Annotated in this window: 11 protein-coding genes and 1 riboswitch; of the genes, 5 read left to right on the top strand and 6 right to left on the bottom strand. The window is 31.2% G+C overall.

Annotation, left to right across the window (positions count from 1 at the left end; translation table 11 throughout):
- Positions 1-11: 11 nt before the first annotated feature.
- Positions 12-1,928 carry an NAD(P)/FAD-dependent oxidoreductase gene (locus LJD34_RS10185; RefSeq protein ID WP_227359802.1) on the bottom strand — a complete coding sequence of 639 codons (1,917 nt, stop codon included), beginning with the start codon at positions 1,926-1,928 and terminating at the stop codon, positions 12-14.
- Positions 1,929-2,085: 157 nt separating this feature from the next.
- Between LJD34_RS10185 and LJD34_RS10190 the strand changes: the two genes are divergently transcribed.
- The 3 genes from LJD34_RS10190 to LJD34_RS10200 all read left to right on the top strand — a co-directional run bounded on the left by LJD34_RS10190 (position 2,086) and on the right by LJD34_RS10200 (position 6,073).
- Positions 2,086-2,673, top strand: coding sequence for a TetR/AcrR family transcriptional regulator (locus LJD34_RS10190; RefSeq protein ID WP_227359803.1), 588 nt, complete (start codon positions 2,086-2,088; stop codon positions 2,671-2,673).
- A 40-nt stretch (positions 2,674-2,713) separates the two neighbouring features.
- The gene (locus LJD34_RS10195; RefSeq protein ID WP_227359804.1) at positions 2,714-4,564 is read left to right on the top strand and encodes an ABC-F family ATP-binding cassette domain-containing protein; all 1,851 of its coding nucleotides are present in this window, start codon (positions 2,714-2,716) and stop codon (positions 4,562-4,564) included.
- Between the two features lie 90 nt (positions 4,565-4,654).
- The gene (locus tag LJD34_RS10200) at positions 4,655-6,073 is read left to right on the top strand and encodes a glycoside hydrolase family 1 protein (protein ID WP_175301795.1); all 1,419 of its coding nucleotides are present in this window, start codon (positions 4,655-4,657) and stop codon (positions 6,071-6,073) included.
- On the opposite strand, the gene LJD34_RS10205 is transcribed toward LJD34_RS10200, so the two are convergent.
- Positions 6,048-6,707: a YczE/YyaS/YitT family protein gene (locus LJD34_RS10205; protein WP_227359805.1), complete on the bottom strand. Its 660-nt coding sequence runs from the start codon at positions 6,705-6,707 to the stop codon at positions 6,048-6,050. The two genes, LJD34_RS10200 and LJD34_RS10205, sit on opposite strands and share 26 nt — an antisense overlap.
- Positions 6,708-6,808: 101 nt before the next feature.
- Here LJD34_RS10205 and LJD34_RS10210 point away from each other — a divergent pair, with 101 nt between their 5' ends.
- On the top strand, positions 6,809-7,579 hold the full coding sequence (locus LJD34_RS10210; RefSeq protein WP_227359806.1) for a LysR family transcriptional regulator: 771 nt from the start codon (positions 6,809-6,811) through the stop codon (positions 7,577-7,579).
- Positions 7,580-7,585: 6 nt separating this feature from the next.
- Here LJD34_RS10210 and LJD34_RS10215 read toward each other — a convergent pair whose 3' ends face one another.
- A complete protein-coding gene (locus LJD34_RS10215; protein WP_227359807.1) occupies positions 7,586-8,953 on the bottom strand; it encodes an alanine/glycine:cation symporter family protein in 1,368 nt (455 codons plus the stop codon).
- A 49-nt stretch (positions 8,954-9,002) separates the two neighbouring features.
- Positions 9,003-9,094: riboswitch (glycine riboswitch) on the bottom strand.
- A 150-nt stretch (positions 9,095-9,244) separates the two neighbouring features.
- On the opposite strand from LJD34_RS10215, the gene LJD34_RS10220 reads away from it, so the two are divergent.
- Complete coding sequence (locus LJD34_RS10220) at positions 9,245-9,664, top strand: VanZ family protein (RefSeq protein WP_119362584.1); 420 nt, start codon at positions 9,245-9,247, stop codon at positions 9,662-9,664.
- Between the two features lie 19 nt (positions 9,665-9,683).
- On the opposite strand, the gene LJD34_RS10225 is transcribed toward LJD34_RS10220, so the two are convergent.
- The 3 genes from LJD34_RS10225 to LJD34_RS10235 all read right to left on the bottom strand — a co-directional run.
- Entirely contained in the window at positions 9,684-11,762 is a 2,079-nt protein-coding gene (locus LJD34_RS10225; protein WP_227359808.1) for a glutamine synthetase III, read from the bottom strand.
- Between the two features lie 145 nt (positions 11,763-11,907).
- On the bottom strand, positions 11,908-12,444 hold the full coding sequence (locus LJD34_RS10230) for a hypothetical protein (RefSeq protein WP_195933296.1): 537 nt from the start codon (positions 12,442-12,444) through the stop codon (positions 11,908-11,910).
- Between the two features lie 148 nt (positions 12,445-12,592).
- Positions 12,593-13,085 (bottom strand): PTS transporter subunit EIIC (locus LJD34_RS10235; protein WP_227359809.1); only part of this gene is annotated, 493 nt, incomplete at its 5' end.

A 13,085-nucleotide genomic window follows, 5' to 3' on the forward strand; every position in this document is an offset into this window, starting at 1 on the left:
TTTATTATCTCCTATTCCATCACACGGATTGCATGATATCCCTCATGAATTGCAGTTAAAATTTTTCTTGGTGCAACAGCATCTCCAATAACAGCAACTTCATCATATTTTTCATCTAATAATTCTTCTAATTGATTATTAGGTCTAAATCCAACAGCATTTAAAACAGTATCACATTCAAGCGTCATTGTTTGTCCATCTCTTTCAAATGTAACACTTGTTGGTGTAATATTTGTTACTTTAGCGTTTGCTTCAACTTTAACACCACGATCTTTAACCATTTTTCTTAAATGTTGATCGTTGTTTAAACAATGGTTTGCTGTAAATAAGATGTCTGGACACATTTCTACTAATGTCACATCTCCATCTTTTCCAGCAATATCACAAGCAGCTTCTGTTCCAGCAAGACCAGCACCAATAACAACAACTTTTTTACCAACTGTTGCTTGATGAGTTAAATAATCACTCGCAAGAACCGTTGTATCAATACCTGTAATTGGTGGCATAGCAGGAGTTGAACCAGCAGCTAAAATAACTTTGTCATAATCTCCTTCAAGATTATCTTTTGTAATTGCTGTATTTAAATGAATATTAACTCCTAATTTTTGACATTGTGTTTCTAAGTATTTAATTAATTTTAAAACATCCGCTTTAAAATCAGGACCACCTGCAGGCCATAAAGTTCCACCTAATTTATCCTCTTTTTCATATAAATCAGCATCAAAACCACGACGTTTTGCAGTAATGGCAGCCATCATACCAGCTGGACCTCCACCAATAACTAATACATTACGTTTTTGACCATTTGGAAGTGGTAAAGCATAAGCTTTTTCTGCATAACATAATGGGTTTACTGCACAATAGTAGTGTTTTCCACTAAATCCAGCAAGTAAACATTCATTACATCCAACACATGGAGCGATATCTTCTTCATGATGTGCTTTGACTTTTTTAGGCCAATATGGATCAGCTAACATTTGATGAGCAAGTCCTACATAATCTAAAATACCATCTTCAACAGCTTTTTTAGCCACTTCAGGATCTTTTAAGTTCCCATCCCCTAATACTGGAACACTTACAACATCTTTAATTGCTTTTTGTACATCAAGTTTATATCCTTCTTTACTATAAACAGTTGTAATCGCTTGGAACCATTCTTCATAACATCCTGTATCAACATGTAAAGCATCAACCCCTGCTTTTTCTAAGATTTTAGCCATTTCAATACCTTCATCAATGGTTCTAAAGCCTTCTACTCTTTGATGTGGTGTAAATTTAACAAGTACAGGCATTGTATCTGGAACGTTCTTTTTAATTGCTTCAATACATTCCAATGTAAAACGCATACGATTTTCAAGTGTTCCACCATATTCATCTGTTCTATTATTCCATTGAACAGAATGGAATTGATCTAATAAATATCCTCCATACGCATGTAATTCAACGCAGTCTGCACCAGCATTTACAGCAAGTGAAGCACTGTACCCTACTTTTTCTACTAAATAATGAATATCTTCTTTTGAAAAAGGTTTACAAATTAAATTTGGGAACCAGAATGCACCTACACTACCCGCACTATAAGGTGGTGTAAAAGGATCGGTAAATTGTTGACGTCCTAAACCTGGTGATAATTGTACACAGACTTTTGCTCCATAAGCATGACATCTTTCAATTAACATATTTAATCTTTCTACATGATGGAAATCAGAAAGTTCTGTACATGGTCTTGGTTCATATTTTGTCGAAACAACGTTAGCACCTGTAATAATTAAACCAGCGCCACCTTTTGCTCTTTCTTCAAAATAATCAATACCTTCATTACAATAAGCTCCATCAGCTTCTCCTGTTGTTCCCATAGGTGACATGAAAATTCTGTTTTTTAATTTCATTTTACCTATGTATGTCTTATCAAATAAACTCTTAGCCATTTTCTTTTTCCTCCTCTACCATAGTAAATATTTATTTAACTCAAGTAAATTATATAACTGTAAAAATAAATGTCAACGCTTTCATAAAATAAAAGTGAATTTTTTAACAAACCTCTTTCCATTAAATCTATGGTATATTATTTCTAAGGAGAATTTTATGAAAATAACAAAAGAAGAAATATCACAAACAGCTGTTCAGCTTTTTTTAGATAAAGGATATAACAATGTCACAATTCAAGATATTTGTAACGAATTACATATCACCAAACCAACTTTATATAAATACGTCAATAATAAAGAAGAGCTTATTTTAGATCTTTATGATTCAACGATTGATCATCTTGTTAAAGATACTTATAAACTTGTTGATAGTGATAGTCACTATCAACAATTACTGATTGTATTTTCAACTTTAATTAAAGATACAAAGAAATATGGTTACGATTTATTTAGTCAAATGTTTATCGCTAATTTAAAAGAAAATAGAAATAGCTTTGCGATGAGAGAAAATCTTACAAAACTATGTATCATCATCATAAAAAAAGCTCAAAAAAATAAAGAAATTCACAATCTTTCCAATCCTGAATTTCTTTACCAAGCTTTAGCTCATACTTTTACAGGTCATGAAGCTTTATGGTGTATTAAAAAAGAAGAAAAATGTTTTGATGAATCTTTTTATTTAAGTATGAATGCTTTATTAGAAGTTGATCCTGCTTATCAAGATTTATATAAAGAGTATTTGTAAACCTTTTATTTTATTGATAGAATAGTCGAGGTGATAAAAAATGTTGATAGAATGTTCAAATATAAAGAAATCATTTCAAGGAATTGATTTGTTGAAAGATATAAGTTTTAAAGTAGATGATCATGATAAGATTGCGATTATTGGTGTCAATGGTGCTGGTAAAACAACGATTTTAAATATCTTAATTGGTGAAGAAAGTTATGATAGTGGTGATTTATTTAAAAGTCGTGATTTAAATGTAGGTTATTTAAAACAACATCATGATTTAGATATGAATAAAACCATCTATGAATGTGCTTTAGAAGTCTTTGAACCTTTGATTAAAATAGAAAATCGTATGCGTGAATTAGAAGGCATCATGGCTTATGATCATAGTGATCAAGTCATGAATGAATATGATTCACTTACAAATAGATTTAATGAAAAAGATGGTTTCAGTTATCCTAGTCGTATTGTTGGTGTTTTAAAAGGAATGGGCTTTGTTGAAGAAGATTTTCAAAAATATGTTTATGAACTATCTGGTGGTCAAAAAACCAGACTTTGTCTTGCCAAGCTTTTATTAGAAGAGCCTAAACTTTTGGTTTTAGATGAACCAACCAACCATTTAGATAGTCAAGCAATTTCCTTTTTAGAAAACTATTTAAAAGGATATAAAAATGCTTTGATTGTGGTTAGCCATGACCGTTATTTTATTGATGTTGTTTCTAATAAGATCATTGAAATAGAAAATGGAAAAAGTCATAGTTATAATTGTCGTTATGAAGAATATTCTATTCAAAAAAGAACACAACGTGCGATTGATTTAAAACACTATATCAATCAACAAAAAGAAATAAAAAAAATACAAGAAAGTATTGATACATTAAAATCATTCAATCGTGAAAAAAGTATTAAACGTGCAGAATCGAAAGAAAAACAACTTGCAAAGATTGAACGTATTGACCGACCAGAAAATTTACCAAGTGCCATCACTGTTCAATTTACACCAGCTATTGAATCAGGTTACGATGTTTTAAAAGTCACTGATTTATCAATGCGTTATGATCAAATGGTTTTTGAACACTGTAATCTTGATATTAAAAAAGGAGAACGTGTGGCTATTGTAGGGGAAAATGGGGTTGGTAAAACAACTTTATTTAAAGCCCTTGTAGGTCAACTTCCTATTGATCATGGAAAAATACGTTTTGGTAGTCATGTAGAAATGGCTTACTATGATCAAGAACATGAATCTTTAAATTATAATAAAACGATTTTTGATGAAATCAGTGATTGTTATCCACGTATGACCAATCAAGAAATTAGAAGTACTCTTGCTATGTTTAACTTTAGAGGCGATGATGTCTTTAAAGATATTGCAATGCTTTCAGGTGGAGAAAGAGGACGTGTTGTTTTAACCGAAGTTTTATTAAAACAAGCTAACTTCTTAATTCTAGATGAACCAACCAACCACTTAGATATTTCTTCCAAAGAAGTTTTAGAAGAAGCTTTAAGAAGTTTTGAAGGAACAATTTTATTTATTAGTCATGATCGTTATTTTATTAATAAAATTGCGACTCGTGTAATCGAAGTACAAAAAGATCAATGTCTTTCTTATAATGGTAATTATGATGATTATTTAGCTCAAAAGACACCTGTTGTAGAGACAACACAAAAAGTGGTTACCGAAGCAAGACAAAGACAGATCATTGATAAAAAAACAAAGAATGAAATTAAAAAGCTTGAAAGAACGATTGATTCTTTAGAAAAAGAAATTAATTCTTTAAAAGAAGAACTCACAAGTGAAGAAGTTATGAATAATTATAAAAAATATAATGAAATTACAGATTCTATTGAAGAAAAAGAAATGGAATTAATGGAAATCATGGAAAAATGGGAACAGTTACAAGCCTAACTGTCCCATTTTTTTCATAATATAAAAAAAATCAATATTTTAATATTATTTATGTATAATAGCCTTGAATTTAAGGAGGATATTTAAAATATGTTACACAAAACTTTAAAACCATTTCCTAAAGATTTCCTTTGGGGGGCAAGTACAAGTGCTTATCAAGTAGAAGGTGCAAGTTTAGAAGATGGAAAAGGTCCATCATGTCAAGACGTAAAAGTCGTACCAGAAGGAACTTCTGATTTAAAAGTCTGTGCTGATCAATATCATAGATATAAAGAAGATATCGCTTTAATGGCAGAAATGGGATTCAAAACTTATCGTTTCTCAATTTCTTGGTCAAGAATTATTCCTGAAGGAACAGGAGCTATCAACCCTAAAGGGATTGAATACTATAACAATGTGATCGATGAATGTTTAAAATATGGAATCGAACCATTAGTAACTATGTTCCATTTCGATATGCCTGCAGCATTAGATGAACGTGGATCATGGGGAAACAGAGACTCAATCGATTGGTTCTTAAACTTCGCAAAAGTTATGTTTGAAAACTTTGGTGATCGTGTTAAATATTGGTTAACAATCAATGAACAAAACATGTTAACTTTAGTTGGACCAGTTATTGGAACATTAATGATTCCTGAAGGATGTACAAATGTTTTAAAAGAAACTTACCAACAAAACCACCATATGTTAGTAGCACAAGCAAAAGCGATGGCTTTATGTCATGAAATGTTACCAGGTGCTAAAATTGGACCAGCTCCAAATATTTCATTAGTTTACCCAGCAAGCTGTAAACCAGAAGATGTTTTAGCTGCACAAAACTACAACGCTATTAGAAACTGGTTATACTTAGATATGGCTGTTTATGGTGTTTATAACAACTTAGTATGGGCTTATTTAGAAGAAAATGATGCATGTCCTGAATTTGGTGAAGGTGACGCAGAAGCATTAAAGAACGGTCATCCTGATTTCATCGGTTTCAACTATTATAATACTGCTACTGTAGAAGCAAGCGATGGAACTGAAGAATTAGATCCAGGTGCAGATCAACAAACTGCTCGTGGTGAAGCTGGTGTTTATAGAGGATATAAAAACCCTAATTTACCAACTACTGAATTTGGTTGGGAAATCGATCCTATGGGATTTAGAGCAACAATTCGTGAAATGTATTCAAGATATCGTTTACCTATGGTCGTTACTGAAAATGGTTTAGGTGCTTATGATACTTTAACTGAAGATGGAAAAGTTCATGATCAATACAGAATTGAATATCTAAGAAAACATATTGAACAAATTCAATTAGCGATTACTGATGGTGCAGAAATGATGGGATATTGCCCATGGTCAGCAATTGACTTAATTTCTACTCATGAAGGTATGGTTAAACGTTATGGATTTATTTATGTAGATCGAGATGAATTTGATTTAAAAACATTAGATCGTTATAGAAAAGATTCATTCTATTGGTATAAAAAAGTTATCTCATCTAACGGTGAAGATTTAACTGATTAATGAAAATCGAGTCATCAAGACTCGATTTTTTTATATGTATTAATTTGAAATTTTCACAAAAAAGAATCACACGTCCAATATAAAACGCTGAAAAAACAGTTCCTACCCCGATACCATAAATTGGACTGCGACAAACAAGACAAACAACAACAGTTGATAAAATCATTGAAATATCAAAACAATTCTTACAGATAGAATAAGGTTTATGGGATACTTCTGAAATACTTAATACCAAACCATCTACTGGTGTCATGATTAAATCTCCTTTCAGCATGAAATAAACACCTATTGCACAACAAGTATTTCCAAATAATAAAACAATAATTTGTGTATAAATATTTAGATCCATAGATGGTATTAAATATTGATAGAAATCAACCAGAAAACCAAAGATAAAAGAAAATGGTATTTCTAAAACAAATTTTACACTTATTTTTCTTTCAATAATGATTTGAAGAAATACAAAGAGCAAGTAGAAAATAATATTTGCCTGTCCAAAGGTCAAAGCACTTAAAGAACTTATCGCAAAAGGAAGGGTACTAAAAGCACCAACCCCTAAATTCGATAACGTATTACATGTAATTCCCAATACTAAAATATTCATTCCTAATAAATAATAAACATATCTTTTCATAGCATCCCTCTTTTCATCCACCCTTATTTTATAAATCTATTTAATAACTTTCCAATATTATTATTTCATATTATAATAACTATAAGTTATGAGGTGATTGTATGAATATTAAACAATTAGAATATTTTGTTGATTTAAGTGAAACACTTAATTTTACAAAAACAGCTCAAAATTTTTATATTAGTCAAACAGCTATTACTAAACAAATTCAGTGTTTAGAAGATGATTTAGGTATTCCTTTATTTCATCGTACAAAGAAATGTGTTTCTCTCACAAGTGAAGGCCGATCATACTTACCGTATGCAAAGAAAATATTAGAAGATATTGATTTAAGTTATAAAGTTATAGAAGAATATCAAAAAGGTAATCAAGGAAGTATTTCTATTGGTTTTATTAAATCTTTAGATGTCGAACTTCTTTTAAAGTTATTACAAAAAATAAAAGATCATTTCCCACACATTGATCTTCATTATAAAGCTTATTCACGTCTTGAATTACTTCAATCCTTTAAAGAAAGAAAGCTAGATGCAATCATTACTTTTGAATACCCCGAAATAAAAGATTATCAACATCTTCTTATAAAAACATGTCATCTAAGAAAGTATTATCATCAAGCTTGTTCACTTGATTCTTTAAAACTTATTTATGATGTTCGTCAAGAATCTATGGAACAGTACGAAATAGAACAAACACTTTTAAAAGTATGTTTAAAAGAAGGATATGCCATTTTACATGATTTTATCGAATCTAATCAATATTCTAAATATCTTCAATATCAAGATTTAGATATTCTCTCTCCAATATCTTTATACTATCATGAAGATTCTACCAATAAGATTTTAAAAAATATTCTTCAACTTATAGAAGGATAGCTCTCGCTATCCTTCTATATTTGTAACCAATTCTACAGGTTGTTCATATTCAAAATATTTTTCTGTTTCTGCAACAATTTCTTTTCTTAAACCAATTAATCCAATTAAGTTAGGAATTGCCATACATCCATTGACAATATCCGCTAAAACAAAGATAAATTCTAAAGACATAAATGGTCCAATTGCAATAAATATAATATAAACAATTTTATAAATCTTTACTGCTTTCAAACCTTTAAGATAATACATACATCTTTCCCCATAATAATTCCATCCAATAATTGTTGTAAAAGCAAAGAATACAAGACCAATATTGACAATATATTTACCAATTAATGGAATAAATAGTCCCACTGAAAATGCATGTGTTGTCATCGCTGCACCATCTAATCCTGTTGTATAAGATTGTGTCAACACGATAGCAAGACCTGTCATAGTACAAATCACAATCGTATCAATAAATGTTCCTGTCATGGAAACAAGTCCTTGTTCAACACAAGAGTCTGTTTTAGCGGCAGCGGCCGCAATTGGAGCACTTCCAAGTCCACTTTCATTCGAGAAGATACCTCGACTAATTCCCTTTTGCATCGCAATAACCATCGTAATTCCAGTTCCTCCACCAAAAACTGCTTGAGGTGTAAAAGCTGATTTAATAATTAAAGCAATGGCACTTGGTAATACGGTAATATGTGACACAAGTATTAAAACGACCCCTCCAATGTATAACACACACATTAGTGGAATAACTTTTTCTGCCACGGAAGCAATTCTTTTGATTCCTCCAATAGTAATAAAAGCAACTGCAATTGTTAGAAGAATTGCTGTTATGTAACGTGGAACATTAAGTGACATTGAAAGTCCATCAGAAATTGATTTTACTTGCGTAAATGTTCCAATTCCAAGTAACGCTACAGATACACCAAAGAAAGCAAAAATTTTTGCAAGCAAAGGACTATGTAGACCTTTTTCTAAATAATACATTGGTCCTCCTGCAATCTCACCATTTTCATCTTTTTGACGATAACGAATTGCAAGTAACCCTTCGGCATATTTAGTAGCCATCCCAAAAAAGGCTGAAATCCACATCCAAAATAAAGCACCGGGTCCTCCTGCCGCAATTGCAGTAGCGACACCGACAATATTTCCTGTCCCTATCGTTGAAGAAAGTGCAGTACATAAAGCTTGAAAGCTACTGACGTCTCCATCTCCTTCTTGTTTTTTAAAGATGCATTTAAAAGCTAATTTTAATTTTGTAAGCTGGATCAATCTTAATTTGAAGGTAAAGTAAATACCTGTCCCTAATAATAGACAAATAAGTGGTAATCCCCATACATAATCATTAATTTGTTTTAATATTTGTGTTAGTAATTGCATAAAAAAACTCCTCCTAATAAATTAGTCGGAATTAATAATGAAAAAATACTATTTAGCCACTGTCCTTTTACCTGAGAGTTTCACCCTAACGGGTTTGCTCCTTCGGTGTTCAATTGAATGAATCTCTCCAATGGTTCGTCCAATAGCGATCCTTTTACCTGAAATCTTTAATTCTTCGGTGTTCTTATAGAATCTCTTTCGCCATTATCATCCGATATACGTTCTCATTATACCAAATTGTATACAATTGTAAACATTTATTTTATAATTATTATTTGTTATAATGCACGTATGAAAAAAAATAAATATTTAATACTTACGATACTTTGGATGATTTTTATCTTTGTGATGTCACAAACTCCAGGAAATGATTCTTCTAAACAAAGTAATTTTATTGTGGATATCATTATTCACATACTTCCAATTACAAGAGATACCCTTTCCTTCATTGTAAGAAAATGTGCACATATGACAGAATATGCCATTCTTGCATTCTTACTTTATAAAACTTTTATACATAAACAAAATCCATTGATAAAATCATTTATATTTACTGCTTTATATGCCTGTAGTGATGAATTTCACCAACTCTTTATTTCTGGCAGAGCTGGACAAATAAGAGATGTGTGTATTGATTCAACAGGGGCATTGATCATGCTTTTAATCATTTATTTTATACTTAAAAGAAAGGACAAAAAAATCGGTTCATAGAACCGATTTTTAATATATACTAAATACCAAATAATAAGTCTACATAAGTTGGAATTGGCCAATAAGAATCATCAACTAATTCTTCAATTGTATCAACTGTTTCTCTTAATGATTGCATCATTCCGAAAACATCATCTCTCCACATAGTAGCTACTTCGAAGATTTCTTCTTCGCTTGCTTGTGCTTTTGCGATATTATTTTCTAATGTCGTTAATTTATCTTTAGTTTCTTGTAATAACGTTGCAAGTTTTGTTGCATCTTCAGTTAAGAATGCTGCTGGAATACCTGCTTCTTTTGCAGCAACAACTTCTGACGATACTTTAGCTAAATAATCACAAGCTGCTGGATAAATTTGTGTTTTAACCATTTTAACTGCAGTTAAAGCTTCAACTTGAATTGTTTTAATATAGTTATCTAATAAGATTTCATAACGTGAAGCGATTTCTACTTTTGTATAAATACCTTGACGATCTAACATATCAATATATTTTGGATCTTTTAAGCATTTTAAAGCATCAACAGTGTTTTTGTGGTTAGGAAGTCCACGTCTTTTTGCTTCTTCTTCCCATTCAGCTGAATATCCATCACCATTGAAGATAATTCTCTTATGTTCAGAAATAAATTCTTTAACAACTTCTTCAAATGATTTTCCACCTTCAATAGCATCAGCCATTTGTGTCATTTCTTCAGCTAACATTGAATTTAAAATTGTATTTGGACCAGCTACAGATTGTGCAGAACCTACAGCACGGAATTCAAATTTGTTACCTGTAAAGGCAAATGGTGAAGTTCTGTTACGATCCGTATTGTCTTTAGAGAATGTTGGAACAACAGAAACGCCTGTATCAAAACGTCCAAGTTCTTCATGATCAGATTTTTTACCAGTACAAATATCTTCTACAACTTTATCTAATTCTTCACCTAAGAACATAGAAATGATTGCTGGTGGTGCTTCGTTTGCTCCTAAACGATGATCGTTTCCAGCAGAAGCAATTGACATACGTAAGATTTCAGCATATTCATCAACAGCTTTAATTGTACAAGCTAATGCAGCTAAGAATGGTTTATTTTCTTCAGGATTTTTTCCTGGATTAAATAAGTTGATTCCTGTATTAGTAATTACTGACCAGTTATCATGTTTACCAGAACCATTAACTCCAGCAAATGGTTTTTCATGTAATAAACAACGTAAACCATGTTTTTTAGCGATATCTTGAGCAATTTGCATTAATAAATGGTTGTTATCTGTAGTAATATTTACTTTTGCATAAACACAAGCAACTTCATGTTGTGCTGGTGCAACTTCATTATGTTTTGTTTTAGATGGAATTCCATATTTCCATAATTCAGCATCTAAATCTTTCATGAAAGCCGCAACTTTACGTTTTAAAGAACCGAAATAATGATCTTCTAATTCTTGTCCTTTTGGTGCCATAGCTCCAAATAAAGTTCTACCAGTTAATTTTAAATCCATACGTTCTTGATAATATTTATCATCAACTAAGAAATATTCTTGTTCAGCCCCTACTGAAGCAGAAACTTTAGTTACCCCTTCAACCCCGATTAAAGGTAACAAACGACAAGCTGCTTTACTTAAAGCATCACATGATCTAAGTAAAGGTGTTTTCTTATCTAATGCTTCCCCTGTATATGAACAGAATAACGTTGGAATATATAATGTTCCATCTTTAACGAATGCAGGTGATGTACAATCCCATGCTGTATATCCTCTGGCTTCGAAAGTAGCTCTTAAACCACCTGATGGAAATGAAGAAGCATCAGGTTCTCCTTTTCTTAATGTTTTCCCACTAAATTCTAAAACAGCTTTTGACCCATCTGGTTCTAAGAAAGCATCATGCTTTTCAGCAGTTAATCCTGTCATTGGTGTAAACCAGTGAGTAAAATGTGTAGCTCCATGTTCAACTGCCCAAATTTTCATTGCATTCGCAATAACAGTTGCACATTCTTTTGATAATTCTTCGCCTTTATCAAGCGATTCATGGAATGCTTTATATGTTGATTTAGGAATTCTTTCCTTCATAACATCATCAGTAAAAGCTAGGCATCCATAATCTTCAACTAACTTGTTAAATTCCATCTTTGTATCCCCCTTATTTAGTATATAAATTATCATTTATATGATGTCATTATACAAACGAAAATATGGGTTGTCAATAACCATCACAAAGTTTTTATCATTTTAATAATTTTTTATTTATTTTATACAAAAAAAGAGCTGCATACTATTGAGCAGCAGTTCTTTTAGCTTTCTTTTCTTCTTTTCTTCTTTTCTTTTCCCATTTACGATGAGTTTGGTTATATTCTTCAACTTGACAGTGAATTCTCTTATTTGAATGAACAACAGCATCCACAAATCCCATTTGATCTTTTGGAGCAACAGTTTGACGAGTTCCATCGTCCATATAGATTTCATATGAATGTGCATTTGTAATGATCTTTGTCATTTTAGCGATTGGATCAGTAATTGTTTCACAGTTCATTAAGTTTATTTCTTTTGTTTTTCCAATTCTTCTATGAATTTCTAAAGTTCTTCTTTTTACAACATATTTATAAGGTCTATATCCAAATAAATATCCAACAGCAACAACTCCTAATACAATAATTGCAGGTAAATCACTAAAATTACCTGAAACAATCATATACACCACATAGATTACATAAAATACACTAAAGTATGCAGCAGGTAAATTTAATTGAACTTTAAATTCTTTTTCAAATGGTGTTAATTCCGCATTTGATTCGACTTTTTTTGATTCCATAAAAACCCCTCTTTAATTCTATACTTTCAATATTTAATAAATATCAATTTTCTTTAATAAAGTCAACTCATATTCATTAAATATTTTTTTATAAAATAAGGGACGGGGAAGCCCGCCCTTATTTATTATCTTATTTAATTTATCAATATTAAGCTTCTGCAGCTTGTTTGTTTTGATATTTTTCGTAAGAGATTAAGAATGGTACATAGATAACTGTTGAAACAACAATTAAGATTGCTTGAGTTACTGCACCCATTACGTTAGCACCACATGCTAAGAAACCAAATACGATTGGTGGAGTTGTCCAAGGTACTGTTAAACATGCAACTGGACAGAATCCGATAACTGTTAATACATAACCAATAATGATTGTGATTAATGGAGCAACTACGAATGGAATACCTAAGATTGGGTTTAATACCATTGGTACACCGAATGTAACTGTTTCATTGATGTTGAATAAACCTGGAACTAATGATAATGTAGCGATTGCTTTGTTATCTTCACGTTTACCAAAAATCATGATTGCGATTACTAAACCGATAGTAACACCTGAACCACCGAATTCACCCCACATTTGTAATGCATACATGTTGATGATGTTTGTTGGTTTTTCACCTTTGTTGAATTTTTCAACGTTT

It is taken from the genome of Faecalibacillus sp. MSK20_93 (genome assembly GCF_020589945.1).
Classification (GTDB): domain Bacteria; phylum Bacillota_I; class Bacilli_A; order Erysipelotrichales; family Coprobacillaceae; genus Faecalibacillus; species Faecalibacillus intestinalis.

What these genes read in the sequence shown, in the direction of transcription:
- LJD34_RS10210 (WP_227359806.1), top strand. Translation starts at nt 6,809, where the DNA reads ATGAATATTAAACAATTAGAATATTTTGTTGATTTAAGTGAAACACTT.
- LJD34_RS10200 (WP_175301795.1), top strand. Translation starts at nt 4,655, where the DNA reads ATGTTACACAAAACTTTAAAACCATTTCCTAAAGATTTCCTTTGGGGG.
- LJD34_RS10190 (WP_227359803.1), top strand. Translation starts at nt 2,086, where the DNA reads ATGAAAATAACAAAAGAAGAAATATCACAAACAGCTGTTCAGCTTTTT.
- LJD34_RS10230 (WP_195933296.1), bottom strand. Translation starts at nt 12,444, where the DNA reads ATGGAATCAAAAAAAGTCGAATCAAATGCGGAATTAACACCATTTGAA.
- LJD34_RS10215 (WP_227359807.1), bottom strand. Translation starts at nt 8,953, where the DNA reads ATGCAATTACTAACACAAATATTAAAACAAATTAATGATTATGTATGG.
- LJD34_RS10185 (WP_227359802.1), bottom strand. Translation starts at nt 1,928, where the DNA reads ATGGCTAAGAGTTTATTTGATAAGACATACATAGGTAAAATGAAATTA.
- LJD34_RS10205 (WP_227359805.1), bottom strand. Translation starts at nt 6,707, where the DNA reads ATGAAAAGATATGTTTATTATTTATTAGGAATGAATATTTTAGTATTG.
- LJD34_RS10220 (WP_119362584.1), top strand. Translation starts at nt 9,245, where the DNA reads ATGAAAAAAAATAAATATTTAATACTTACGATACTTTGGATGATTTTT.
- LJD34_RS10195 (WP_227359804.1), top strand. Translation starts at nt 2,714, where the DNA reads ATGTTGATAGAATGTTCAAATATAAAGAAATCATTTCAAGGAATTGAT.
- LJD34_RS10225 (WP_227359808.1), bottom strand. Translation starts at nt 11,762, where the DNA reads ATGGAATTTAACAAGTTAGTTGAAGATTATGGATGCCTAGCTTTTACT.